The following is a 25,720-nucleotide window of genomic DNA, read 5'->3' on the forward strand; positions in this document are numbered from 1 at the left end:
AAATGTTCTATAATATAGGGTATATTTTATAGCTACATATTTTTAAAATGAAAAAATTAAAGGAAAAAGAAGCTAGCAGGGATAAAGCAGAAACGGTAGACACCGATTTCATTTTTGAACGACTAGTAAAAAGGATACAGGAATATAACCCCAGGGTAGATGCCAAGTTATTGGAAAAAGCTTATCTTATTGCCAAGGATAACCACCAGGATCAATTCCGTAAATCAGGTGAGCCTTTTATAATCCATCCCCTGGAGGTAAGCTTTATACTGGCGGATATGGAGATGGACCAGACTTCTATTATTGCTGCTTTGCTTCATGACCTGGTTGAAGATACCAACATAAGCTTACAAAACATAGAGAAGGATTTTGGTAAAAAAACAGCCAACATAATTAATGGCCTGACCAAACTAGACAAAATTGTCTTCCACAGCAAAGAGGAGAGACAAGTTGAGAATTTAAGGAAAATGATTATTGCTATGTCTGAAGACGTCAGAATCATTTTGATTAAACTGGCAGACAGGCTTCATAATATGAGGACCATTTCCAGCCTCAGTAAAGAAAAAATAAAGATCAAGGCTATTGAAACCATGGAAATCTATGCCCCCATTGCTCACCGGCTGGGAATATTCCAAATAAAATCAGAACTGGAAGACCTCAGCTTTAAATGGCTTTATCCCAAGCAATATAAGCTAATATACGATATGACCAGGGAAAAGGTCTCACAAAGAAAAGATTTGATGGACCAGGCCATAGAAGAAGTAAGGAGGCAATTAGACCAGCTGGGCATAAATGCAGAAATAAGTGGAAGGAACAAGAATTACTTTAGTATATATAATAAAATCACCAACCAGCATAGAAAATTTGATGATATATATGACCTGATGGCTGTAAGGATTTTGGTGGATGATATAAAAACCTGCTATGGAGTGCTGGGAATTATTCATTCTTTATGGAAGCCGGTACCGGGAAGGTTTAAGGACTATATAGCCAATCCTAAATTTAATATGTACCAATCCCTGCATACCACTGTTATAGGAAATAAAGGAAAGCCAATCGAAATACAGATAAGGACTTATGAAATGCACAAATTAGCAGAATATGGGATAGCTGCACACTACAAATACAAGGAAGGAAATGTAAAGCTAAGTGAATTCGATAAAAGGATTACCTGGATAAGGCAGATACTGGATTGGCAAAAGGAATTAAAAGACCCCGAGGATTATATGGAATCTTTAAAACTTGATCTTTTTGAAGAAGAGGTCTTTGTGTTTACTCCCAAGGGCAAGGTAATAAATTTGCCCAGAGGCTCTACTCCTATAGATTTTGCCTATCAAATACATACGGATATCGGGCATAACTGTATCGGGGCTAAAATTAATGGGCAGATGGTACCTATAGAAACTATTTTAGAAAACGGTGATATATTAGAAATAATTGTATCCAAATCTTCCAAGGGGCCCAGCAGGGACTGGTTAAACGTAGTAAAGACCTCTAGTGCCAGAAATAAGATAAAACAATGGTTTAACCGTGAACAAAGACAGGAAACCTATAATACAGGGAAAGAGATACTAGCTAAAATCCTGAGAAAGAACAAGCTTTCTTTTAAAAATATTCCTTCTGAAACTTTAGACGAAGTAGCACGGGAAATGAATTTTGATAAAGGAGATAAGCTGCTCAGCTCTATTGGCTCTCATAAGGTTTCTCCCCATCAAGTGTTTACCAAAATTATAAAAAAGCTCAATCAGGCTGAACCGCAAAAAGAAATAACTACTGATGATATTGAAAAAAAAGAAAGAAAGGTAAAGCCGGAAACAGGCATCAGGGTCAAAGGAATGGATGGAGTGCTGGTTACTATAGCAAAATGCTGCAACCCGGTTCCTGGTGATAAATTAATAGGTTATATTACCAGGGGTAAAGGAGTTACTGTCCACCGTAAAGACTGTACCAATATTACCAATTTATCCAAAGTGGACCAGCAGCGATTTATTGATGTAGAATGGGACAAAGCTGCACCTAATAAATTTAATGCTGAAATCCAGATAGATGCTTTGGACAGGACCAAACTGCTAAGGGATATCACCAATGTTATAGGCGAATATGATATAAACATAGTAAGTGCCAGTACTTTGAAAGTGGATAAGGTAGGTCATGCCCGTTTTAGGTTTTTAATAGAAATTAGTAATAAATATATACTAAAAGATATTATTAACAATTTAAAACAGATAGATTCTGTCTATGATGTGTTTAGAATATTACCCAGAAAGAAGAATTGAAAATAGATAAACTTACTTTAGGCTCCTTCGGGGTAAATTGCTACCTGTTAAGCTCGGGTAAAAAGGCTGTAATAATAGACCCAGGTGCTGATTTTAAAAAAATTGAGAAATATATACTTATCCAAAAATTGCATCCTGTAGCTATTATTAATACACATGGCCATTACGACCATATAGGGGCTGCAAATGAATTAGCAGAAAAATTTCACCTGGATTTTTATATTCATCCTGGAGATAAACAATTGCTAAAGGATCCTGGCTTGAATTTATCTTTGATGCTATGTTCCAAACCTTATGTGCTAGAGGATTTTAAATTAATTGATTCTGAGGCTATTGATTTTTTTTATAAACAGGGAATAAATATAATACATACTCCTGGCCATACACCTGGACATATAACCATGATTGCAGATCATTTTATGTTCTGCGGTGACCTTTTATTTATGGGGGCCATAGGCAGAACTGATCTTCCCGGAGGAGATATGCAAAAGATTAAAAATTCTTTGAAAAAAATAAGGAAAATGGATAAAAATTTGGTAATATATCCTGGACACGGCCAGAGAACCATATTGGGTATGGAATTAGAAAACAATTATTATTTAAGTGATAATTTTTTAGGTAAGGGATAGTGGTTTAAATTGAATTTGAATTCTCCACGGGGAACTGCTGATGTTTTTGGAAGAGACCTGGAATATAGGAATTATATAATAGGGGAGTCCAGGAAGTTATTTAAACTGTTTAATTATGAACAGTTAATAACTCCTACTTTTGAATATTCTGAAGTCTTCCAAAGAAGTATTGGCCAGTCGACAGACATAGTTCAAAAAGAAATGTATACTTTTGAAGACAAAAAAGGCAGGTCAGTAACACTTAGGCCTGAAGGTACGGCTAGTGTAGTAAGGGCCGTAATTGAAAATAAGCTTTACGCCCAAAATTTACCCCTTAAGGTTTTTTATAAGGGAAGCATGTTCAGGTATGAGCGCCCCCAGAAGGGAAGAATGAGGGAGTTTTATCAATTGGGAGTAGAAGTTTTGGGCAGCGATAACCCTTTAATAGACGCTGAGGTAATATGGTTGGCTAATTTGTTGTTTAGCCAGTTGGGTTTCAAGGATTTAAACCTTTTAATAAACAGTATAGGATGCCTTGACTGTCGGTTGGATTACATGAATTTATTTCGTGCTGCGGTTAAGCCCAAGCTAAAGAATTTCTGTAAAGACTGCCAGCAAAGGTTTGAAAAAAATCCTTTAAGGATTTTTGATTGCAAAAATTCCCAATGTATCGAACAGTTGGAAAACAGTCCCAAGATAGCAGATAATCTATGTTCATCCTGCCAGGAACACTTAGGGAAGGTTACCGGTTACTTGGAGCAGTTGAACATAAATTTTAAGCTTGAGCCTACTTTGGTTAGGGGCTTTGATTATTATACCGGAACTATATTTGAACTAACTTCAGGGCAGTTGGATAGTGCCCAGAATGCTCTAGGAGGTGGAGGGAGATACGATAACCTGGTGGGCCAGATGGGCGGGCCTAATCTTCCAGCTATTGGTTTTGCCATCGGGGTGGATAGGACCATAATATTGATGAAACAGCTGGGAATAAAACCGGTCCTGCAAAAACAATCCCCCAAGATATATATTGCTGCCATGAGTGATGAGTTTTCATCTTTTGTGCTTAACCTATTAAGCTGTTTAAGAAACTATTTTACTTGCGATACAAATTTTAATATTAAAAATATTGGTAAAGAAATAAAATGGGCCCAGAAAAATGACTTTGATTTTGTAATAATAATTGGGGAAGAGGAATTTAGGCAAAACCAGGTTACCATAAAAGATTTAAGAAAATACCAGCAGTATGAGTGTAGCTGGAAAGACGAAAAAGAAAAAATTATAGAATTATTGAGAGGAAATAAATAATGCCTTTTGAAAGCCATAAGCATATTGATTATAAACAATTCAAGACCTCTTACCGGACACACCTATGTGGAGAAATCAGGAAGGATAACTTAAATGAAAAAGTAAGTTTATGCGGCTGGGTGAACAGCAGAAGGGACCATGGTAAGCTTATCTTTATAGACCTAAGGGATTTTTCGGGAATAATCCAGCTGGTTTTTGACCCCGCCCGTAGCTCGGAGACTTACTCTTTGGCTAAAAAAGTCAGGACAGAGTTTGTATTAAGGGTTGAAGGTTTAATAAGGAAAAGAAGCAAGGATACTGTAAATAAAGATTTGGCTACCGGTGAAATAGAGTTATCCGTAGAGGACCTAAAGGTATTGGGAAAATCGAGTACCCCTCCATTTTTATTGACAGAAACTGAAAAAGTAGATGAGATGTCTAGGCTTAAGCACCGCTATATGGACTTAAGGTCAACCAAGATGCAGGAAAACTTAAGGCTAAGGCACGCCATTGTTTCCCAAACCAGGGATTATTTAAATCAAAAAGGTTTTCTGGAAATAGAAACTCCCATATTAGCTAAAAGCACTCCAGAGGGGGCCAGGGATTTTTTGGTTCCTTCAAGACTCAATCCAGGGAAATTTTATGCGCTTCCTCAATCTCCTCAATTATTTAAACAAATATTAATGTTTTCAGGTTTCGATAGGGCTTACCAGATAGCCAAGTGCTTCCGGGATGAAGATCTTAGAGCAGACCGGCAGCCGGAATTTACCCAGATTGATCTGGAAATGACTTTTGTTGATGAGGATGATGTAATTAGTCTTATTGAAGGGATGATGGCTGTAGTATTCAGGAAAGTGCTTAACACTGAATTAAAACTGCCCTTTAGGAGAATGACCTGGCAGAAAAGCATGGAAACCTACGGTAGCGATAAGCCTGATCTAAGGTATGATTTGCCTTTGACTGATGTATCTGATATCTTTTCCGGCACCTCCTTTAACGTATTTAAACAGGTATTATCTAAGAAAGGCTGCATTAAAAGCCTGGTTATAAAAGAGGGGCAATCCTTTACCAGAAAAGACTTGGACCAGTTAATTGAAATGGCTAAAAACTATGGAGCCGGTGGACTGGTTTGGGCTAGGGTAGAACCGGACAATACCTTAAAATCACCAATAGCAAAATTTTTATCGACTGGCGAGACTGGCAGCCTGGTTAAAAAACTAAAATTAGAGCCTGGCAATCTTTTGATAATGGTAGCTGATAATTTTCTGGTTACCTGTAATAGCCTGGGCGCTATCAGAAAACACATAGGCCAGAAATTAGGGTTGATCAAATCGGGTTATGAGTTTCTGTGGGTGCATGATTTTCCTTTATTCGAAAAGGATAGCCGGGATAATACTATTACTCCAATGCACCATCCTTTCACTCAACCTGACTGTGAAAGCATCAAGCTATTAGACCATGACCCTTTACAGGCCAAATCATTAGCTTATGACATAATTGTAAACGGCCAGGAACTGGGCGGAGGTTCAATAAGAATAAATGATTTAAACCTTCAAAAGAAAATTTTTGAGTTGCTAGGGTTTACCCCGGAAATGATAGAGCAAAATTTTGGTTTCTTTATAAAAGCCATGGATTATGGTATACCACCACATGGAGGTATTGCCCTGGGGCTGGATCGGTTGGTCATGATTTTGGGACAACTGGAAAGCATAAGGGATGTTATTGCTTTTCCGAAAACCCAGTCTGCTGTATGCATGATGACTGACTCTCCGTCAGGGGTAACCAATAAACAATTGCAGGAAGTACATATTGAGATAACTAAAAGTGATTAAGGAGAAAGAAATGAAAGAAAAGCTAAGCGGTGTATTTGTACCAACTATAACCCCCTTTGAGGATGATCAGGTGCAATACGGACAGTTGGAAGAGAATTTAAAAAAGATTAACAGCACCCCAATAACCGGGCATCTGGCACTAGGTTCAAATGGTGAATACAAGAGCCTGACTAGGGATGAGCAGTTAAAAGTATTAGAAGTTTTTATAAAAAACAAGGGTGATAAAATAGTTATGGCTGGTACCGGTTGTGAGTCTACCAGGGAAACAGTGCAGCTAAGTAAGCAATGCCAGGAAATTGGTGCAGATTTTGTTAGCGTGCTTACCCCCAGTTATTTTAAAAAAGTTATTAATGATGATGTCCTTGTAAGCTACTATACTGAAATAGCCGATAATGTAGATATCCCTGTGCTCATCTACAATGCTCCTGGTTTTACCGGCGGGGTTAATATTTCTCCCAAAGCAGTACGGAAACTGGCAGAGCATCCTAATATTGTAGGAATGAAAGACAGCTCACCAGCAGGCTTGATGGGTTATTTGAATGCCACTAGGGATTTAGAGGGATTCTATGTGCTTGCTGGTTCCATTAACTTCTTTTTAACTGGCCTGATTTTCGGAGCAGTAGGTGGAATTATTTCCTTGGCTAATGCTATACCTGAAGTTTGCTGCCGGCTATATCAGTTATATACCGATGGAAAAATGGAAGAGGCAATCAAGCTGCACATGGATTTATTCCAGATAAATGGAAAGGTATCAGGAGCAAATGCTGTAGCTGGAGTTAAAAGCGCTGCCGCCCTTTGTGGTTACCATGCTGGAGATCCCAGAAGACCGCTAATACCCTTAACTTCTGAGCAAAAAGAGCAAATGAGTCAATTTTTTAAAGAAAAAGGATTGGTTTAATATGAAGGTTTTATTAGGCCAGTCTATTCATGAACAAGCTGTCAAGCTTCTCAAAGAAAATAATATTGAGGTTGTAATATCTCCTTCTCCCGAAGATGAAGTGGTAAGGCAACATATCGTTGATGCTGATGCTATTATTGTCAGAACAGCTACCAAGCTAAGCAGGGAGACAATAGAATCTGCCCCTAATTTAAAAGTAATCGGCAGGACAGGCGCTGGGGTAGACAATGTTGATGTTGAGGCCGCCTCAGAACACAATATACCAGTATGTAACACTCCGGAAGCAAATACTTCTGCCGTAGCAGAGCATGCAGTCTGTTTCATGTTAGCCCTAGCCAAAGATTTAAGCGCAATGGATAATGCAGTAAGGGAGGGTAACTGGAAGATTAGGTTTAATTACACTCCTGTTGATATTTCGGGTAAAACATTGGGCCTGCTGGGATTTGGCAAAATCGGCAGGACTACTGCTCAGATGTGCTACCGGTCTTTTGGTATGCAAATATTGGCCTATGACCCCTATCTGCCAGCTGATCTTAAAACCGGTTTTCCTTATACTTTAGCGGATAATATGGAAGAAATTTTTGAGGATTCTGATTTTATATCTTTGCATATACCCTACACTAAAGAAAATCACTATATAGTAGGAAAAAAGTTGTTGGAAAAGATGAAAAACAGCGCTTACCTGATTAATACTTCCAGGGGAGGACTAATTGATGAAAAAGCTTTAGCCAAGGCTTTAACTGAACATAAAATTACAGGGGCTGCATTGGATGTTTTTGAAGACGAGCCTCCTAAGCCTGATAATCCCTTGCTTGAATGTGAAAACATAATTCTAAGCCCCCATTCTGCTGCTTTAACCAAAGAGAGCGCTACCCGTATGGCAGTACATGCAGCCATGGGAGTAATTGATGTATTACACAACCGAAAACCGAAATGGGTATTTAATATCAAAGAAATTACCTTATAGGAATGAAAAAGCCAGATTGCTACTTGGCTATTGATGCTGGTACCTCCAGCGTCAAGGTAGGGATAGTAGACCAAGAATATAACCTGGTTAGGCAGGCCAGTGAAAGCTATTGCTTTAAAGCTGAAAAAAAAGATGAAGTTTCGCTTGATTTTAAGCTTTTAATGGCCAAACTGCTAAAAGCTCTATCCCCGTTAAGGGAAGATTTATCTGTTATTAAAGGGGTAGCTTTTTCAGTTCTTTGTCCAGGACTAGTGCCTTTAGATAAGGAGGGTGAACCCTTAACAGATGCCATAATACACTTGGACAGGCGGAGCGTGCGGCAGGCTCAGCAGGCTTTGAAGTTAATAGGAGAAGAAGAATTTTTAAAGTATTCTGGCAATCTGCCTTTTCCCGGAGGGATATCCCTGACCTCTATGTTATGGATTAAGCAGAATTGGCCCGATGTATATAAAGATACTTATATGTGGGGTCACACCAATACTTTTTTGGCCAGGCAGTTTACCGGTAAGTTTGGAATTGATCCCAGCAATGCATCCTTTACCGGTCTTTATAATACGGTAGGATATTCTGATTGGAATATGGATTTAGCAAGTACTTTAGGAATTGATAAGGATAAGCTGCCCCCGGTTCTTTATTCACACCAGGTAGTAGGAAATATTACCAGACAAATAAATAACCTAACCGGCATTCCCCAGGGAGTGCCGGTTACTATTGGTGCTGCGGATACTGCCTGTGCCGCAGTGGGTGCAGGAGTAAATGAAGATGGGCGGATTCTCAATTCCACCGGTACAGTAGAGCTGATGGTATTGTGCATGGATAAACCGGCAGTAGATAAAAGACTGCTGCTTAGAACTCACCCTATCCCTCAAAAATGGCTTAGCATGAATATAATTGGAGCGGGTGGAGCATCAGTAGAATGGTTTAGAAAAAATTTTTGCAGGGAAATGGATGAGGATTATTATTACCGTAAATACCTTCCTCGGGTATTAAATGATTATAAGATTAGATGCCAGTTCAGGCCCTACCTGGCTGGAGACCGTTTAAGTTTTAGCCAGAAGGCAGGTTCCTTTAGCAACTTGTCCTTGGGTACCGAACGGGAAGATATGCTAAGGGCTCTGGTAAATGGTATCATCAAGCCTATGGAAAAAGCGCTGCACCAGTTTGAACAAATAACCAATACTAATAAAATTATCAGGTATACTGGAAAAGGAAGCAGTTTCCTAACCCAAATTAAAAAAGAGAAATTTTACCCTTATATTTTGGAGCCCACCATTACCAATAATACCCTTATAGGGGCCGGTATGCTCATAAAAATGAATAATGGAATTAATTAGGCTAAAAAGGTTTTGACAAAAGCTTTCAATATAGATTACAATGAACTGGTATGACCAGCTAGGATTACTGGTATGCGTGGAGTAACTTGTTTGCCTATTAAAATAATACAATGAACAAATCTGATTTAAAATCAGTTAATAATAAAAGCACCGTTCAGATGGTAATAGACCAGTTAATCAGTCAAATAAAAAAAGGCCAGTTAAAACCCAATGATAAAATGCATTCCCAAAGAGAACTAGCTAAAAGGTTTAAGGTGGGAAGAAGTTGCGTAAGGGAAGCCCTCCAGGCTCTAAGCCTATCCAATATAATTGAAATTAAGCCCTGCAAAGGGGCTTTTATTTCAGAACTATCCATAGAGTCCATTATGAACCCGGCTAAAGTCCATCTTACTGTAACCAAGGAAGAGCTTTTTGATTTAGTCAATGTAAGACTTATTTTAGAAACTGCAGCCATTAGAGATGCAGTAGTTAATGCCTTACCGGGAGATTTAGAAAAACTTCAAAGACATATAAACAATACCAAGAAATGCCTTCAGGAAAACAAAATTGACCTATATTATTTTGAAGATTACGAATTTCACAAAACTATTTTTAATTGTACCCAAAACAAGGTATTAATAAATATATTTGATTTTATCTTTGAGATCCTGGTGGAAGGCATAAAAACCACTGCCCAGGTGCCTGGTTCTAAAGATAGGGGATTAAAATGGCATAAGGAAATATATAAGCATATAAAGAATAAGGATGTGGATGGTGCAGAGAAAGCCCTGACCAGCCACCTTATGCAAATTAGGGAGGATATTAATAGGGCAGATTTTTTAATGAGTTAAACTATTAGAATATTTATTAATAAAATAATCAAAAAACGGGAGGATAATATGGCAATTAAATTTAGAAAGGTTAAGCTGGGGTTTGTTAATTTAGCCCTGGATTTTCTGGATGAAGAAGATCTAAAAACTGCTTCCGGCTATGCTAAAGATGCCAGGGAATTGCTGGAAAGCATGGGGGCTGAAGTGGTTGAATTCCCTAAACCCATGGATTCCAGGCCATTGGCTAATGAAGCTTGGAAACTATTTACAACCGAAATTGTAGACGCCGTAGTTATATTCAATGGTACTTTCTCTACAGGCGACATCACTGTGGAGCTGGTAAGAAACATGGATTGCCCCTTCTTGATCTGGGGCATAGAAGAATTTGCCGCCAGCAAGCATAATTTTACCGGCTCTATGGTAGGAGCAATGCCTGCAGGCAGCATTTTTAAAAATTTCGGCAGGACATTTTCTTTTGTCTATGGCAATGCCAAAGGCGGTAGGCCAAATCATGGTGTACAAAAATTTATTAAAGCGGTAACTGCTATTGCTTATCTTAGGGAAGCAGCCATAGGGGTAATTGGAATGAGGCCTGATGGCTTTGAAATTTCTGATTTTGATGAGCTGGCTATCAAACAAAAATTCGGCACCACTATCACCAAGGTTTCTATGTATGAGTTCTCTAATATAATTAAGGGAATTAGCGAAGAAGAAATTGATAAGGATATGGAAACCCAAAAACAGATATTCGAGATTGCAGAAAAAGATTTGGAGGAATCAAGAGGGCTATCCAGAGTATATCTTGCAGTTAAAAAGGTAGTGGAAGAAAAGAATCTAAAATCTTATGCACCTGATTGCTGGCCTGAATTAAGGGACATAGACAAAACTCCTATTTGTCCTGCTAACGGCCGTTGCAATGCTGAAGGTATTATGGCTTCCTGTGAAAACGATGTTGATGGATCTTTAACTTTAATGCTGCAATATGTGCTTGCTGGAAGTACTCCCTGGTTTGCAGACTTTGTAAATATTATAGATGACCTGGATGCATTACTTTTCTGGCACTGTGGAAATTCACCTTATAATCTGTCTTACAAGAAAACCAAAATAGAAAGGGTATTTGGGGGATTAGCAGAGACAGATTCTTTAAAGGGCGGAGTGGCTACAGTGTGCAGGCTCAATTCAATAAGAGGGGAATATGCTATTCATGCAGGTATTGGAGAAGTAATTGAAACCGAGCCCTTGCTGAAGGGCAGCAACCTTTGCATAAAGATGAAAGGTGGAAATTTCGAATTTGTAGAGTCACTTCTCAGGAATGGTATTCCTCATCATAATGGATTGGTTTACGGTGATATTTTAGAGGAACTGGAAGAATTTGCAAAGCTGATGCAAATACCTTTTGTTGTACAAAAATAAATATTAGCAAGGAGGAAAGATGAAAGAATTTAAGCTGTTTATCAACAACCAGTGGGTTGATGCCGAAAATGGCAAAACCTTTATTTCCTATTGCCCCGCTACGGGCGAGGAACTGGCAAAACTTGCAGCTGCTTCCGAAAATGATGTAAACAAGGCAGTAGCTGCAGCTAAAGCTGCTGCCCCTAAATGGGCTGCTATGAGCGGTGATCAGAGAGCTGACCTGATGATGAAAGCTTTGGAAATAATGAAGAGAAGGCATCAGGAACTGGCAGAATGGGAAGCTAAGGATGTAGGGAAACCCATTCATGAAACAGTCAATACTGATTTACCTTATGCTTTTATGGCTATGGAGTATTTCTCCAATAAGGCCAGGCAAATCAGGGGAGATGAAGTACCTATTGCTGGGGGAGAAACATTATGTTATGAAACCTGGGAGCCTTATGGCGTAGTAGGCTCAATTATTCCCTGGAACTTCCCCATACATATTGGTACCAGAACCATATGCCCTGCGTTATCTGCAGGAAATACCGTAGTTTTAAAAGCTTCCAGTATGGCTCCCATCACCTGCCAGATGCTGGGTGAAATTTTCTTGGAAGCCGGTTATCCTGAAGGTGTGTTAAATATTGTATCTGGGTCAGGGAGTGTTACCGGGGAAGCCATGCTGGTACATCCTGATATAGACATGATTTCTTTTACTGGCTCTACTGCTGTGGGCAGAAGATGCATGCAGGCTGCTGCTGAATCAAACTTAAAGAAAGTAATTCTAGAGCTGGGCGGCAAAGGCCCCTTCATTGCTGAGCCTGACTGCAAAGTGAGCGATGCAGTTAATTCTCTCATATTAGGATTCTGTTTCATGCAAGGAGAAGTTTGCTGTGCTTCCACCAGGCTATATGCCCATGAAGACATTTATGATGAGTTTGTAGACCTGCTGGTAAAAAGATGTAATTCCATGAAGATTGGCGATATCATGGATCCTGAAACCAGGATGGGAGCCTTGATAGATGAGAATCAGTATAAAACTATTGACGGTTACGTACAAAGAGCTGTAAAAGACGGCGCTAAACTATTATGTGGAGGCCAAAGGGTAACTGGTGGAGTATTTGATAAAGGATTCTTCTATCCTCCTACAGTGCTGGAAGTCAACGATAACAGTATGGAATGCGTACAGGAAGAAATATTTGGGCCAGTGGTAACCGTAATGAAATATAAAACCTTTGAAGAAGCTCTGGAACTTGCCAATGATACTGTATACGGCCTGGGTGCTACTATTTGGAGCGAGAATGTTAGAAAGCTTATCAAAGCTACCAGAACATTGGATGCCGGTATAGTATGGATGAACACAAATGTTATGTCTAAGATCGAAGCTTCTTATGGGGGCAATAAATTAAGCGGAATCGGTAGAGAAGGCGGAGAAGTCGGCCTTATGGAATACCTGAAGTGCAAGAACAATGTTCTTTTCTTGGGCGAAGAAGGCAATTACTACGGATTCTAAAGTAAAAATTAGCAGGGAGGGGTTGCAGGCAGCCCCTCCCTGGGCTATTATTGTTTGCAAATAGATTAGAATTATAATAGTATTAGCTAATTTTTATAATTTAACAGTACAACATATGCTTTAGTAAGGGCTGGTATAAATGAATGATAACCGTTTTAAAGTAGTTTTTACTGATTATGATTTCGAAGATGTAGCTATTGAAAAAGAAGTCTTGTCACAAATGGATTGTGATATAGTAGAGCTACAAAGCAAAGATGAGGACAAGCTAACCGCAGAATGCGCAGACGCTGATGGTTTAATAGTGCAGTATGCTCCCATATCCGATAAGGTAATTGCGGCTATGCAGAAATGCAAAGTAATATCCAGGTATGGTATAGGGGTAGATACCATCAACTTATCGGCAGCTACCCAAAAGGGAATAAAAGTATGTAATGTCCCTGATTACTGCTTGGATGAAGTAGCTGACCATAGCTTAGCTTTGATTATGTCTTTGGGAAGAAAAATAGTAGATTTAACCAAAGCCGTAAAATCAGGGGTATGGGATGCAGTAGGGACATCTAAACCTGTATTTAATTTTAAAAGGCAGATACTGGGTATCATAGGGTTCGGAAAGATTCCTCAAAACCTTTACCCCAAGGTAAAGGCCCTTTTTGGCAAAGTACTAATATATGATCCTTATGTAAGCCAGGAAATAAAAGACCAGTTTGGCTTGGAAATGGCTAGTTTTTATGAAATAATTCATAATTCAGATTTCCTTTCTATTTACTGTCCTTTAAATGATTCCACCTTTCACATGTTTGACCAGAGAGAATTCCAAATGATGAAGCCTACCTCTTTTATTGTGAATACCTCCAGGGGCGGCATAATAAATACAGAAGCTTTGTATCTGGCTTTAATTCACGGCCATATAGCTGGAGCAGGATTGGATGTATTGGAACAGGAACCGCCTGGAATAGATAATGAGCTGGTTAAGCTGGATAATGTAATAGTAACTCCTCATGCCGCTTTCTATTCTGAATCTTCCATTGAGGATTTAAAATACAAAACCGCCTTGAATATTGTAAAAGTTTTAAAAGATGATAACCCACAAAATGTGGTTAATCGGTAGTTGAAAGGAGTATAGTTTATGGATATACCTGAAGGCGTAATCGTAGCAATGCTTACCCCCTTTGACGAGCAGGGGAAAATAAATGAAGTAGAGGTAAGAAGGTTCGTTAATTTTTTGATTGATAAAGGGGTTGACGGTTTATTTCCGGTAGCTTCTTGTGGTGAGTATACCCATATGGATATGGGTGAAAGAAAGTTTTTAATTGATGTCGTGGTAGATGAAGCCAGGGGCAGGGTAGATGTAATACCGGGTTCCGGGGCTACTTGTCACCATAAATCAGTAGAGATAGCAAATTATGCTAAGGAAAAAGGCTGCTCAGGAGTAGTTTTGCATGGGCCTTACTTTTTCCAGAATACCAAGGAAGTAGTAGAAGGTCACTTAAGAAAAGTAGCAGAATCGGTAGATATTCCTATCTTTTTATACAATATTCCATTCTTTGCCAATGAAGTTACTCCCCAAATGGCAGAAAACCTGTGCAATATGCCTAATGTAGTTGGAATAAAGGATTCTTCTGGCAATATGGTTAATGTTATGAACTTGATCGAAATGACCAGAAAGGTAAACCCTGATTTCAGGGTATTGGTAGGTGCAGAGGAAATACTTCTACCAGCATTAATGATGGGCGGCAGGGGCTGCATGACTGCTACTGCAGGTATTATGCCTGAATTTATGGTGGGCATATATAAGAACTTCCTAAACCAAAACACCCAGAATGCTGCCAATTTGCAGTTTGCAATCCTTCCCTTGATCAGGGAAATGAAATCTGTAAACTTTCCTCAGGGATTTAAAGAGGCTTTGGATGTTAGGGGCATAAATACAGGACCTCCTATGATGAACTATCCCCCCCAGGAAATGGCTAAGATTGCTGATTTAAAAACCAGGTTAGAGCTGGAAATGGAAAACCTTATGGATAAATATTTCACAGGAGTTTCCCTTAAATACAGGGAAGGCAGTGATATAAGGGCCAAGCTAAGTTATCCTGCCCCCATGGCCAGCGAAACCACAGCAGGTATTAAAAAATATAGTGATTGTGTAGTATGCGGTATGTGTGATGGCGATGTTGAATGCAAGGTAGTACCTTGCGACAGTGTTTCCACCGATAGTGCCCAGCAGGCTACACCTATAGGCAATAAGGAAAATATAGATGAAGCTCAGCTTCAGGAAATAATTGCACAGACTATTAAGAAGGTTCTGGGCCAATAATAAAGAAAGGATTAAGATATGAATAAAGCATTAGGTTTAATTGAGACCAGAGGGCTGGTAGGGTCCATAGAAGCTGCTGATGCCATGGTGAAGGCAGCCAATGTAACTCTAATTTCTAAAGCTTATGTAGGCGGAGGATTAGTTACAGTCATAGTTGAAGGTGATGTAGGGGCAGTAAAAGCTGCTGTAGATGCAGGTTCTGCTGCCGCCAAGAGAGTGGGGGAGGTAGTATCTGTACATGTTATACCTAGGCCCCATGAGGAAACATCAAAAATAATTTAACTGATTTTGGGTGCTGCGGCGTTTATTGAATTAAGACTTGAATTATGATAACATCAAAATGGATACGCTGTTTGGTACGTAATTAGAGTTAATTTTTGTGCCAACAAATTAACTTTGGAAGCCCAAACTTCATCTGCGGCATAAATGCCCGTGTTATTGCGGGACTTATAAAACAGCTAGGAGGGCATCCACCTGCTGAGGCAGGGCATAAAAAACTTCCAATAATTACGGCCGAATGGGGTATCCATTTTATTAAGAACGTTTGATTTTTTTATGGATATAAGAGAAAAATTTTTAAACTATTTTAAGCAAAAAGGGCATCTAGTATTGCCGTCTGCCAGCCTAGTTCCTGAAGATGATCCCAGTGTGTTGCTTACCACAGCAGGAATGCAACCTTTTAAACCTTATTATTTGGGAATTAAAAAACCTCCTAAAACCAGAATTTCTACCGTACAGAAATGTTTTAGAACCAGTGATATTGATAGCGTGGGATACACCGATAGGCATCTTACCTTTTTTGAAATGCTGGGAAATTTTTCCTTTGGTGATTATTTCAAGAAGGAAGCTATAAATTTCGCCCTGGATTTTATTATTAATTACCTTGATTTAAAAATAGACAGGTTATGGGTGGCCATATTTAAAGGAGAAGGTAATCTTCCCCGTGACCATGAAGCCCATAGTCTTTGGTTAGAAGAAGGAATCAGCAAGAAAAGAATCGTTGAATACGGTAAATCTGAAAATTTCTGGGGTCCTGCCGGTGATACAGGTCCCTGTGGCCCTTGTACTGAGATATATTACGATTTTGGTCCGGAAGTGGGGTGCGGTAAAAAAGATTGCAGCCCGTCCTGTGATTGCGGAAGATTTCTAGAAATTTGGAACCTGGTCTTTACACAATATAATTTTAACGGCAAAGAATACGTAGAGCTCCCTTCTAAAAATATTGATACTGGAATGGGCCTGGAAAGAATTGCCGCGGTTCTGGAGGGAAAATTATCTGTTTTTGATACAAAATTATTTAGCCCTATTATTAATAAAATCAAGGATTTGTCCGATCATGTTAGCAGTAACCTGTCTCCCCAAGAATACCAGAGGGCTTTAAGGGTTGTAGCTGATCATTGCCGGGCAATTTATTTTTTGATAGCTGACGGGGTTATACCGGCTAATGAAGGCCGTGGTTATATACTTAGAAGAATTATAAGAAGGGCTATCAGGTTTGGGAAACTATTGGGCATAAAAGGTTATTTTTTAAATGATTTAGGGCAAGTGCTGATAGATAACTATAAGGGACCCTATCCCGAATTGGCAGCCAAACAGAAATTTGCTTTTAAAATAATAAGCGATGAAGAAGAAAGGTTTTCCAAAACCCTAAAGCAGGGAAGTAAGGTTTTGGCTTCTACTATAGAAAACTTAAAATTTCATAAAAATGATTACATTGACCCCAAGGATGCTTTCAGGCTTTATGAAACCTATGGTTTTCCGGTAGAAGTGACCAGGGAAATACTCCAGGAAAATAATCTTAAACTGGATATGGACCAGTTTGAACATTTTTATAGACAGCATGTAGCTAAATCCAAACAGCAGACCGTATTTGATAAAAAAGTGGACCATAAGCTTGATCTTTATAAGGAAACAGCTAGGAAGTGTTCAGCTGACTTTACTGGATATCAGGCTCTTCATACCTCTACTCAGGTGACTCAACTATTTGAAACAAGCCCTAAGCAAGAGTTATCAATAGTGGGCAGCTTAAAAGAAGGACAAAAGGGTGAAATCATATTAAAATCTACACCCTTCTATGCTGAAAAAGGCGGCCAGGCTGGAGATAAGGGCAAAATTTATACAGATAAATTTTTATTTGAAGTAGAAGACACCCAGGTTCCGGTAGAAGGGGTATATATTCACCAGGGAAGGGTAAGTAAGGGTACGGTTAATATTGGTGATATGGTAGAAGCTGAGGTAGAAATAAGTTTCCGCAAAGATATAAGTAAGAACCATACTGCTACCCACCTGCTGCATTGGGCCCTTAAGGCAGTGTTGGGGGCAGAAATTAATCAAGCTGGGTCGTCTGTGGAAAACAGCCGCTTCAGGTTTGATTTTTTATGCTATCAGGCTCCTACCAAGGAACAGTTGGACAAGGTAGAGATGATGGTTAATGCTAAAATACAAAATAATGATATAGTCAAGATTTTTGAAACCAGCAAGGAATATGCCCAGGAAATAGGGGCGATTGCCCTTTTTGATGAAAAATATGGTGATTTTGTAAGAGTAGTAGAGATTGATAATTATAGCCGGGAACTATGTGGCGGAACCCATGTAAGCAGAACCGGAGAATTAGGGTTGTTTAAAATTATTTCTGAGAGCAGCATAGGTGCCAATACAAGGAGAATTGAAGCAATAACTGGCATGCATGCTTATAATATGTTAAAGCAAAAAGCCATACAGGCAGATATGGCTGCTAGGATTTTAGGGGTAGACCAGCTAGAAGTTATTAAGGGTATAGAGGCATTAAAAAATAGTTATGATCAGCTTTCAGCCCAGATGGAAAATATAAAAATAAAGCAATTAAGGGATGATATAAGCTCCAAACTTCCTGCTGGACAGGATGGCAAAAAAATAAAGATAATTGCCCAAAATTTAATCCATAATCCTTTAGCTCATGGTTTAGATGCCCAGTCGTTAGCTGATATAGGGGACCAGATTAAGGATTTAAATCAGCAAAAATCTACGGTTATAATACTGGGACATGCTGTAAACAATAAGCCTGTCTTGATACTGCAAGCAACACCAGATTTAGTGAAAAAAGGTCTAAACCTGGGTAAAATTGCCAAAGAGAGCGGTAAATTACTGAATGGAGGGGGAGGAGGTAAACCAGATTTTGCCCAATCCGGTGGTTCACAGTTATCAAAAATTGATGAGGCTATTAATTTTTCCAAACAAAGGATACTAGAGCAATGCGATTGATGAGCCTTGATATAGGGGACAAGAATATTGGTGTCGCCATAAGCAAAAAAGATATCAAGATGGCTATTCCTCATTCCGTACTTCCTCATGACCATATGATTGCAGAAAGCTTAAAAAAAATTATAGATGAGCATAAAATTGAAAAAATAATAGTGGGTATTCCCTTTAACCTTAAAGGTGAAATTGGTTATCAAGGTAAAAAAGTAATTGATTTTATAGACAAATATATTAAACCCCATGGTTTGCCTATAGTCCAATATGATGAAAGGTTTAGCACCAAGCTTTGTGAATTTAAAAATAAAAAAGATAAGACTAAGCAAATAGATAAATATTCTGCCTGTGTAATATTAAATGATTATATAACCAGATATGAGAAATAAAATTTTTACCATTATAATTTTAATGCTGGCCTTAATTATTTTTACCAGCTGCAGCCTGGTAGCTGTCCAGAAAGAACCTGAAATTGAAAAAGGTATGCCAATAGAAATAGAGATTAAAGAAGGCATGAATCTTACCCAGATTTCCCAGCTTTTACAGGACGAGGGAGTAGTAGAAAATGGTTTTGTTTTCCGGCTTTACGTTCAACAGCAACAAAAAGAAACTGCACTGCTTCCAGGGACCTATACTTTAATTACTGGCTCTGAAATGGAAGTTGTGCTGGATACTATTACCGCAGGGCCCAAGATAGTTACCTATAAACTAATTATACCCGAAGGGTTTACGCTCGATCAAATAAAAGAAAGGGTGGCACAGCTTCCCTTTATCCACTCTTCAGATATGGAACAGGCTATGCAAATAGGAAATTATGATTATTCCTTTCTGGAAGGAGCCGAAAGCCTGGAAGGATTTTTGTTTCCAAAAACCTATGAATTAACCGCTGATTATACCGCTAAAGATATAATCGGTCTTCTTATTTCCCAATACCAATTAGAGACTAGTTCTCTTGATTATTCCTGGGCCGGTCAAAACGATTTGACTCCTTACCAGATACTGATAATAGCTTCTTTAATTGAAAGGGAGGCCTATGTAGCGGAAGAAAGAGAGCTGATTTCAGCAGTAATTCATAACCGACTGGAAATAGGTATGCCTTTGGGCATTGATGCTACCATAAGATATGGCCTTGATAAATGGGACCAGGATTTAACTGTGTCGGACTTACAAACAGATTCGCCCTATAATACCAGGCTATATGCAGGGCTGATACCCACACCTATATGTAATCCCGGCCTGGAAGCAATCCGGGCAGCCCTTTCACCAGCAGATGTAGATTACCTTTATTTTGTAGTTACAGATGAAGAAAAGCATACTCATTCTTTTTCAACAACGCTTGACCAGCATGAACAAAATATTAACAACTCCCCATAATTTTTGGGAAAAATATCAGGAAAAACAACGGATATTAGAAAATTACCGTAAGAAAGCAATTAAAGAGAAAATACCAGTCTTAAAACCGGAAGCGGGTAGTTTTATCAGTTTTTTTTGCTGGCTGAAGAAACCAAAAAGCATATTGGAAATAGGCTGCGGTTGTGGATATTCCTCTTATTTTTTAATAGAAAACCTAATGCAGGGCTCGTATATCGGTATTGATTTAAATAAAAAGAGGGCAGAAAAGGCAGAAAGCTTTCTGGCTGAGAACTTCAATACCAAAAACATCAGTATTATCACCGGTGATGCCTTGATTGTAATTTCAGAAATAGACCAGAAATTTGATTTGGTATTTATCGATGGGGCCAAATACCAATACCCTGATTACCTACAGGCATTAATGGGAAAAGTGAAACGGCATGGCTATATCATAGCAGATAATATTTTTTACTTAAATAGACTACCTGGGACAAATTTAGATAAACACCATAAAAATAGTGGCCAGGGTATAAAAGACTATTTGCAATTAATAAAAAATACTAATAATTTTAATAGTACTATCTATAATATAGGTGACGGTTTATCTGTATCTGAGGTTTTATTATGAATAATATAAAGCTGCCCGAATTATTAGTTCCGGCAAACAACCTTAATACCTTAAAATATGCTATAAATTATGGAGCAGATGCGGTTTATGTGGGGGGAAAGGATTTTAACCTGCGCAGTATCAGGGGCAATTTTAGTTTTAACCAGCTAAAACAGGGAATAGATTATGCCCGCCAAAGAAAGGTAAAAGTATATTTTACCCTAAATTCCATAGTTGCAGAAAATCAGCTTGATAGTTTGGTCAATTTTATAGAGCAACTGAAATCAATTAATCCTGATGCTTTAATAGTAGCCGATACCGGAGTATTCGCCCTGGTTAGAAAATTATGGCCTGAAGCTTTAATTCATATCAGTACCCAGGCCAACACCTCTAACAGTATGGCTGTAAACTTCTGGGCAAGACTGGGTGCAAAAAGAATAAATATGGCCCGTGAAGTTACTTTTAATGATTTAAAGGAAATCAAAGGTAAAGCCCAAATTGAAATAGAGGTATTTGCCCATGGAGCCCTATGTATTTCCTATTCAGGTCGCTGTATGCTATCCAAATACATGAGTGGCCGAGATGCCAATCAAGGAAAATGCGCCCATAGCTGTAGATGGAAATACTATCTTATGGAAGAAGAGAGGCCTAATCTATTTTTTCCTGTTATTTCTGACCATTCAGGCACTTATATTTACAATTCCAGGGATCTCTGCCTGCTTTCACGGTTAAAGGATTTGGTGAATTTAAAGATAGATAGCCTCAAAATTGAAGGCAGGATGAAAACTGAAAATTATGTAGGCCAAGTAACCTGGGTTTACCGCAAGGCACTGGACTACATTAAAGATAGTAAGCTGGATCAGGAGAAAATAGAATATCTTATCCAACAACTGGATAAAGCATCTCATCGAAATTTCACTTTGGGTTTCATGTTTTTAAAAGAAAGGCAGGAACTTGAAGATAACGATAATGTAGGTTATATAAAAAAATATAGCTTTGCGGGAGTATACAAAGACTACAGCGCCCATTTTAATGGTCCTGTCATATCTGTTAAGAATCAATTTAAGTTAGGACAAATCCTGGATATAGTACAACCTTTTAAAGATCCTGTAGAGGTAAAGGTAAATAGAATTATTAATGATAAGGCAGGGCAGGAGATTGATTGTGCCAACCCTAATGACGAGATAGTGCTGCCCGGTATAGGCAATATTGACAAATATTCTCTGCTTAGAGTTAAACTGGTATAATTCTGTTTATAATAAAGGCTAAAAGCGGTAAAATGAAAACATTTAAAATAATGCTATCGGGAAGAGTGCAAGGAGTGGGCTTCCGTTATTTTACTGAATCCAGGGCTCATAAATATAATATAAAAGGATATGTGTGCAATACCCCTGATTATAAAGTTGAAATACTGGGACAGGGGGAAGAAGAGGAGTTAGAGCAGTTTATAGAAGAAATAAAGAAAGGCCCTGCTTATTCAGTTGTTACGGATGTTCAGATCCAGCCTATTGTTAATCCTAAAAATTATTATTCTTTTGATATAAAATTTTAAACTACTATGATTGATTCTAATACCAGAATGCTGGCCGTGGTCGGATATCCCTGCCGCCACAGTCTCTCGCCGGCAATTCATAATTATTTTATAAAAAAAGCACAATATAATGCTGCCTATGTTGCTTTTGAATTTAGCCCTGACCATTTTGACTGTGTCTTCGATGGTATGGTAGCCATGAATTTCATTGGTTTTAATGTGACTATGCCCTACAAACAAGAAGCATACAGAAAAGTAGATAGCTTGAGCGAGGCCGCCGCTGCCACTGAATCAGTAAATACAGTCAAAATATTACCCGGGTTTAAAACCAAGGGTTTTAATACTGATATTAACGGTTTAATTAATTGCCTTAAAAACAAAGATTTTAAATGGAAATCCTCACAAGCTTTGGTTCTAGGAGCAGGGGGAGCGGCCAGAAGCAGCATATATGGTTTGCTAACTAAAAAAATAAAAAAAATATATATATACAATCGCAGCCTGGATCGTGCAAAAAATATTAGAAAATTATTTAATAATGATGATAGAATAGAGATAATAAAATATTTGAATAATGTAAATGTTAAAGAAATTAACCTTATAATAAATTGCACTCCCATAGGTATGACCATAGACGATAATTTAGGGAATAAAATGCCCATACCGGAAAATTGGGACCTATATGGTAAATTTGTAGTAGAAATGGTTTACAAACCAGTGGAAACCTTGCTGGCAGTAAAAGCTAAAAAACAGAAAGCCGTACTCATAAATGGTTGGGATATTCTGTTAAGCCAGGCTGCATTCTCTTTTAAAATATGGTTTAGCCAGGATAATATACCAGATACCGAAGAAATTAATAAAAAATTAAAAAAATTGATCCAAAACGGAGGTTTGCATGGATTTAAATGAAATACTAAAAGAAGCAGTGCAATTAAATGCTTCCGATATTCATATAGCTGCTTTCCAACCTCCCATATTTAGGATAAACGGTAAGCTTGTAAAAACAGATAACTTACAGGAACTGGGCTCTGAACAGATTAAATCCTTATTACTAAATATTATAGATGAGCACCAAAAGAACCACCTGTTTGCAGAGAAGGAATTGGATTTTTCTTATTCCCTACCCGGAATTAGCAGATTCAGGGTTAATTATTTTTTCCAGAGGAATAGCTTAAGTGCTGCTTTCCGAGTTATTAAAGCAAAAATTGCTACTATAGAAGAACTGCGGTTGCCTCCCCAAATTAAGGAATTTGCTGCTTACCCCCGCGGATTGGTGCTGGTAACCGGTCCTACAGGTAGTGGTAAATCTACTACTTTGGCTGCTATCATTGACCTTATTAATGAAAACCGGGTAGAAAATATTATAACTATTGAAGATCCAATAGAATACCTGTATAAACATAAAAAAAGTTTAATTTCCCAAAGGGAAGTAGGCTCTGACACTAAATCCTTTGCCAATGCTTTAAAATACGTGTTAAGGGAAGACCCGGATATTATTTTAGTAGGCGAGATGAGGGATCTGGAAACCATCTCCAGCGCCTTGACTGCTGCTGAGACCGGTCATCTTGTCTTTTCTACTCTCCATACCCAAGATGCAGCCCAAACCCTGGATCGAGTAGTAGATATATTTCCCCCTCATCAGCAGCAACAGGTCAGGATACAGCTTTCAGGTACATTAAAAGCCGTTCTGGTTCAGCAACTTATTCCCACTATCGATAACCAGGGGAGGGTACCTGCTGTGGAATTAATGTTCAGCAATGTTGCTATTAGAAACTTGATTAGGGAAATGAAAACACATCAAATCTATTCTGCTATCCAGTCTGGTGGCAGGCGGGGAATGATAACTATGGACATGTCTTTAGCTGATTTATACCGGAAAGGCTTGATTTCCAGGGAGATTGCTTTGGAGAAATGCCACCATAGAGAGGATATGGAAAGGATGCTGGGTTAAAATATATGGCTTCCTATAATTTTAGAGCAAGAAACAGCCAGGGGGAACTGATTGAAGATACTATGGACTCTCCCAGCCAGGAAGCTGTTTTAGCAAGATTAAAAGAGATGAACTATTTTGTCATTGAGGTAAAAGAAGCAAAACCATCATTTAAAAATATAAGTTTTGATATTGGTTTTCTTAATCGCATAAAATTAAGAGACCTGGGGGTTTTTACCCGCCAATTCTCTACCCTTATCTCTTCCGGAATGTCCTTAATAGAATCTTTGGAAGTACTGAGGGAACAGACCACCAATAAAAAGTTTTCTGAAATTATCTTAAATATAAGGCGGAGCATTGAATCCGGACTGACCTTATCTGAATCAATGGCCAAACATCCCCAATTATTTACCAAACTGTATATAAGCATGATAAGCGCTGGTGAATCAGCAGGGGTATTGGACCAGACACTGGACAAATTAGCTAATTTTTTAGAGAAGGAAGAGAATATACGCCTGCAGATTAATAATAAAACAGCTTATCCCAAGTTTGTTTTAGGTTTTGCTGTAATTATCATGGCCGCTATTATTATTTTTATTGTCCCTACTTTCCAAGGGATATATGAAGAACTGGGGGCTGAGCTTCCAGTTTTAACCAAAGCCATCATTTCTATTGGGGATCTTTTCAAAAAATGGTACACCTACATCATATTAATAATTTTAGTCCTGGGAGGAAGGCTTGCCTTCAAAAAATTTATAGCTACTCCCCGGGGAAAATATATCATTGATAATTTTAAGATCAGCATCCCCAAAATAGGTGAAATCATTAAAAAAATCGCCCTGGCTAGGTTTTCACGTATTTTCGGAACCTTGATTTCGGCTGGAGTCCCCCTGCTTAGGGCCCTGGATATCATTAAGGGTGTATCCGATAACTCTATCATTGATAATGCCCTGGAAGATATAAAGAACAACATTAGCGAGGGAGAAAGCATTTCTATCCCTATGTCCAAGTATAAAGTATTTACCCCTATGATGGTACAAATGGTGGCAGTAGGGGAACGGTCAGGTTCGCTGGACAATATCCTAATCAAGGTAGCTGATTTCTACGATCAGGAAGTATCTTCCTCCATTGACACTATCATAACCGTGCTGGAGCCGGTTATGCTGCTAGTGGTAGCGGTTATGGTGGCCATAATAGTCCTCTCCTTATACCTGCCTCTGTTTAATGTTTATCAGTATATAAGTTAATAGAAAATTCCCAATAAATTTCTTGACATTCTAAAATAATATGTTAAATTATTATTTAAATAATCTATTTATAAATATATTCTATATTTAATAAATAGTATAATATAGATATATATTTATATTTATTATTATATATAAAAAATATATTTTTTTATTTTACTATTGAAGTAACAAGTAATAATTAAAGGCCAAAAGCATTTTTATTTAAGGGAGGTAGAATGAGAAGGTTATATGAATATCTGCATAGGGATCAAAGAGGTTTCACCTTGGTGGAGTTGCTCATAGTGGTAATTATATTGGCTGTACTATCCGGAATTGCTGTTCCCAGCTATATGGCACTGCGTAACCGTGCCCGGAAGTCAGCTACTGAAAATGAAATGAGAAACATTGCTACTGCTTTGGAGCTATATCAAGCCGATAACGAGTCTTACCCTGCCAGTAGCGATATTGATGCCTTGGCTACAGATTTAGTGGACTATATGGCTAACATGCCCACCACTGATGCTTGGGATAATGCTTATAGCTACAGTGCTACTGATACGGGTTACACTTTAACCAGCAATGGTGCAGATGGCACTAGCGGAAATGATGATGACATCC

23 protein-coding genes and 1 other RNA gene are annotated in these 25,720 nt (G+C 38.4%); all 24 read left to right on the plus strand.

Annotation, left to right across the window (positions count from 1 at the left end):
• The first annotated feature begins 110 nt into the window (after window positions 1-110).
• Window positions 111-2,276, plus strand: coding sequence for a bifunctional (p)ppGpp synthetase/guanosine-3',5'-bis(diphosphate) 3'-pyrophosphohydrolase (locus PHN32_02025; protein ID MDD3776373.1), 2,166 nt, complete (start codon window positions 111-113; stop codon window positions 2,274-2,276).
• Window positions 2,273-2,905, plus strand: coding sequence for an MBL fold metallo-hydrolase (locus PHN32_02030; GenBank protein MDD3776374.1), 633 nt, complete (start codon window positions 2,273-2,275; stop codon window positions 2,903-2,905). The genes PHN32_02025 and PHN32_02030 overlap by 4 nt, the downstream gene beginning before the upstream one ends.
• A gap of 9 nt (window positions 2,906-2,914) precedes the next feature.
• A complete protein-coding gene (gene hisS / locus PHN32_02035; protein ID MDD3776375.1) occupies window positions 2,915-4,189 on the plus strand; it encodes a histidine--tRNA ligase in 1,275 nt (424 codons plus the stop codon).
• Complete coding sequence (gene aspS, locus PHN32_02040) at window positions 4,189-6,000, plus strand: aspartate--tRNA ligase (protein MDD3776376.1); 1,812 nt, start codon at window positions 4,189-4,191, stop codon at window positions 5,998-6,000. The genes hisS and aspS overlap by 1 nt, the downstream gene beginning before the upstream one ends.
• Before the next feature lie 10 nt (window positions 6,001-6,010).
• Complete coding sequence (locus tag PHN32_02045; GenBank protein ID MDD3776377.1) at window positions 6,011-6,898, plus strand: dihydrodipicolinate synthase family protein; 888 nt, start codon at window positions 6,011-6,013, stop codon at window positions 6,896-6,898.
• 1 nt (window position 6,899) lies between these two features.
• Window positions 6,900-7,865 (plus strand): hydroxyacid dehydrogenase, encoded by a 966-nt coding sequence (locus PHN32_02050; GenBank protein ID MDD3776378.1) that lies wholly within the window; start codon window positions 6,900-6,902, stop codon window positions 7,863-7,865.
• 2 nt (window positions 7,866-7,867) lie between these two features.
• Window positions 7,868-9,199, plus strand: a complete 1,332-nt coding sequence (locus PHN32_02055; protein ID MDD3776379.1) for an FGGY family carbohydrate kinase — start codon at window positions 7,868-7,870, stop codon at window positions 9,197-9,199.
• Between the two features lie 110 nt (window positions 9,200-9,309).
• A complete protein-coding gene (locus PHN32_02060; GenBank protein MDD3776380.1) occupies window positions 9,310-10,029 on the plus strand; it encodes a FadR/GntR family transcriptional regulator in 720 nt (239 codons plus the stop codon).
• A 48-nt stretch (window positions 10,030-10,077) separates the two neighbouring features.
• Window positions 10,078-11,421: a hypothetical protein gene (locus tag PHN32_02065; GenBank protein MDD3776381.1), complete on the plus strand. Its 1,344-nt coding sequence runs from the start codon at window positions 10,078-10,080 to the stop codon at window positions 11,419-11,421.
• Window positions 11,422-11,440: 19 nt separating this feature from the next.
• Window positions 11,441-12,913 (plus strand): aldehyde dehydrogenase family protein, encoded by a 1,473-nt coding sequence (locus PHN32_02070; GenBank protein MDD3776382.1) that lies wholly within the window; start codon window positions 11,441-11,443, stop codon window positions 12,911-12,913.
• A 139-nt stretch (window positions 12,914-13,052) separates the two neighbouring features.
• Window positions 13,053-14,021, plus strand: coding sequence for a C-terminal binding protein (locus PHN32_02075; GenBank protein ID MDD3776383.1), 969 nt, complete (start codon window positions 13,053-13,055; stop codon window positions 14,019-14,021).
• Between the two features lie 18 nt (window positions 14,022-14,039).
• On the plus strand, window positions 14,040-15,224 hold the full coding sequence (locus tag PHN32_02080; GenBank protein ID MDD3776384.1) for a dihydrodipicolinate synthase family protein: 1,185 nt from the start codon (window positions 14,040-14,042) through the stop codon (window positions 15,222-15,224).
• An 18-nt stretch (window positions 15,225-15,242) separates the two neighbouring features.
• A complete protein-coding gene (locus tag PHN32_02085) occupies window positions 15,243-15,506 on the plus strand; it encodes a BMC domain-containing protein (GenBank protein ID MDD3776385.1) in 264 nt (87 codons plus the stop codon).
• 61 nt (window positions 15,507-15,567) lie between these two features.
• Window positions 15,568-15,752: non-coding RNA, 6S RNA (ssrS, locus tag PHN32_02090), on the plus strand.
• A gap of 27 nt (window positions 15,753-15,779) precedes the next feature.
• Window positions 15,780-18,464 carry an alanine--tRNA ligase gene (gene alaS / locus PHN32_02095; protein ID MDD3776386.1) on the plus strand — a complete coding sequence of 895 codons (2,685 nt, stop codon included), beginning with the start codon at window positions 15,780-15,782 and terminating at the stop codon, window positions 18,462-18,464.
• A complete protein-coding gene (ruvX, locus tag PHN32_02100) occupies window positions 18,455-18,844 on the plus strand; it encodes a Holliday junction resolvase RuvX (GenBank protein ID MDD3776387.1) in 390 nt (129 codons plus the stop codon). The genes alaS and ruvX overlap by 10 nt, the downstream gene beginning before the upstream one ends.
• Entirely contained in the window at window positions 18,834-19,829 is a 996-nt protein-coding gene (gene mltG, locus PHN32_02105) for an endolytic transglycosylase MltG (GenBank protein MDD3776388.1), read from the plus strand. The genes ruvX and mltG overlap by 11 nt, the downstream gene beginning before the upstream one ends.
• The gene (locus PHN32_02110; GenBank protein MDD3776389.1) at window positions 19,801-20,436 is read left to right on the plus strand and encodes a methyltransferase domain-containing protein; all 636 of its coding nucleotides are present in this window, start codon (window positions 19,801-19,803) and stop codon (window positions 20,434-20,436) included. The genes mltG and PHN32_02110 overlap by 29 nt, the downstream gene beginning before the upstream one ends.
• The gene (locus PHN32_02115) at window positions 20,433-21,662 is read left to right on the plus strand and encodes a U32 family peptidase (protein ID MDD3776390.1); all 1,230 of its coding nucleotides are present in this window, start codon (window positions 20,433-20,435) and stop codon (window positions 21,660-21,662) included. The genes PHN32_02110 and PHN32_02115 overlap by 4 nt, the downstream gene beginning before the upstream one ends.
• Before the next feature lie 32 nt (window positions 21,663-21,694).
• Window positions 21,695-21,967, plus strand: a complete 273-nt coding sequence (locus PHN32_02120; GenBank protein MDD3776391.1) for an acylphosphatase — start codon at window positions 21,695-21,697, stop codon at window positions 21,965-21,967.
• A gap of 6 nt (window positions 21,968-21,973) precedes the next feature.
• Entirely contained in the window at window positions 21,974-22,852 is an 879-nt protein-coding gene (aroE, locus tag PHN32_02125) for a shikimate dehydrogenase (protein MDD3776392.1), read from the plus strand.
• Complete coding sequence (locus tag PHN32_02130; protein ID MDD3776393.1) at window positions 22,839-23,894, plus strand: type IV pilus twitching motility protein PilT; 1,056 nt, start codon at window positions 22,839-22,841, stop codon at window positions 23,892-23,894. The genes aroE and PHN32_02130 overlap by 14 nt, the downstream gene beginning before the upstream one ends.
• Window positions 23,895-23,899: 5 nt before the next feature.
• A complete protein-coding gene (locus tag PHN32_02135; protein ID MDD3776394.1) occupies window positions 23,900-25,120 on the plus strand; it encodes a type II secretion system F family protein in 1,221 nt (406 codons plus the stop codon).
• Window positions 25,121-25,338: 218 nt separating this feature from the next.
• Window positions 25,339-25,720, plus strand: a 382-nt coding sequence (locus tag PHN32_02140) for a type II secretion system protein GspG (GenBank protein ID MDD3776395.1), incomplete at its 3' end; no start/stop codon positions are given.

This window comes from Actinomycetota bacterium, from assembly GCA_028698215.1.
Classification (GTDB): Bacteria; Actinomycetota; Humimicrobiia; order Humimicrobiales; family Humimicrobiaceae; genus Halolacustris.

What these genes read in the sequence shown, in the direction of transcription:
- ruvX (MDD3776387.1), top strand. Translation starts at nt 18,455, where the DNA reads ATGCGATTGATGAGCCTTGATATAGGGGACAAGAATATTGGTGTCGCC.
- PHN32_02110 (MDD3776389.1), top strand. Translation starts at nt 19,801, where the DNA reads ATGAACAAAATATTAACAACTCCCCATAATTTTTGGGAAAAATATCAG.
- PHN32_02075 (MDD3776383.1), top strand. Translation starts at nt 13,053, where the DNA reads ATGAATGATAACCGTTTTAAAGTAGTTTTTACTGATTATGATTTCGAA.
- PHN32_02115 (MDD3776390.1), top strand. Translation starts at nt 20,433, where the DNA reads ATGAATAATATAAAGCTGCCCGAATTATTAGTTCCGGCAAACAACCTT.
- PHN32_02070 (MDD3776382.1), top strand. Translation starts at nt 11,441, where the DNA reads ATGAAAGAATTTAAGCTGTTTATCAACAACCAGTGGGTTGATGCCGAA.
- PHN32_02120 (MDD3776391.1), top strand. Translation starts at nt 21,695, where the DNA reads ATGAAAACATTTAAAATAATGCTATCGGGAAGAGTGCAAGGAGTGGGC.
- alaS (MDD3776386.1), top strand. Translation starts at nt 15,780, where the DNA reads ATGGATATAAGAGAAAAATTTTTAAACTATTTTAAGCAAAAAGGGCAT.
- aroE (MDD3776392.1), top strand. Translation starts at nt 21,974, where the DNA reads ATGATTGATTCTAATACCAGAATGCTGGCCGTGGTCGGATATCCCTGC.
- aspS (MDD3776376.1), top strand. Translation starts at nt 4,189, where the DNA reads ATGCCTTTTGAAAGCCATAAGCATATTGATTATAAACAATTCAAGACC.
- PHN32_02060 (MDD3776380.1), top strand. Translation starts at nt 9,310, where the DNA reads ATGAACAAATCTGATTTAAAATCAGTTAATAATAAAAGCACCGTTCAG.
- PHN32_02045 (MDD3776377.1), top strand. Translation starts at nt 6,011, where the DNA reads ATGAAAGAAAAGCTAAGCGGTGTATTTGTACCAACTATAACCCCCTTT.
- PHN32_02080 (MDD3776384.1), top strand. Translation starts at nt 14,040, where the DNA reads ATGGATATACCTGAAGGCGTAATCGTAGCAATGCTTACCCCCTTTGAC.
- PHN32_02130 (MDD3776393.1), top strand. Translation starts at nt 22,839, where the DNA reads ATGGATTTAAATGAAATACTAAAAGAAGCAGTGCAATTAAATGCTTCC.
- PHN32_02050 (MDD3776378.1), top strand. Translation starts at nt 6,900, where the DNA reads ATGAAGGTTTTATTAGGCCAGTCTATTCATGAACAAGCTGTCAAGCTT.
- PHN32_02085 (MDD3776385.1), top strand. Translation starts at nt 15,243, where the DNA reads ATGAATAAAGCATTAGGTTTAATTGAGACCAGAGGGCTGGTAGGGTCC.
- PHN32_02065 (MDD3776381.1), top strand. Translation starts at nt 10,078, where the DNA reads ATGGCAATTAAATTTAGAAAGGTTAAGCTGGGGTTTGTTAATTTAGCC.
- PHN32_02055 (MDD3776379.1), top strand. Translation starts at nt 7,868, where the DNA reads ATGAAAAAGCCAGATTGCTACTTGGCTATTGATGCTGGTACCTCCAGC.
- mltG (MDD3776388.1), top strand. Translation starts at nt 18,834, where the DNA reads ATGAGAAATAAAATTTTTACCATTATAATTTTAATGCTGGCCTTAATT.
- PHN32_02135 (MDD3776394.1), top strand. Translation starts at nt 23,900, where the DNA reads ATGGCTTCCTATAATTTTAGAGCAAGAAACAGCCAGGGGGAACTGATT.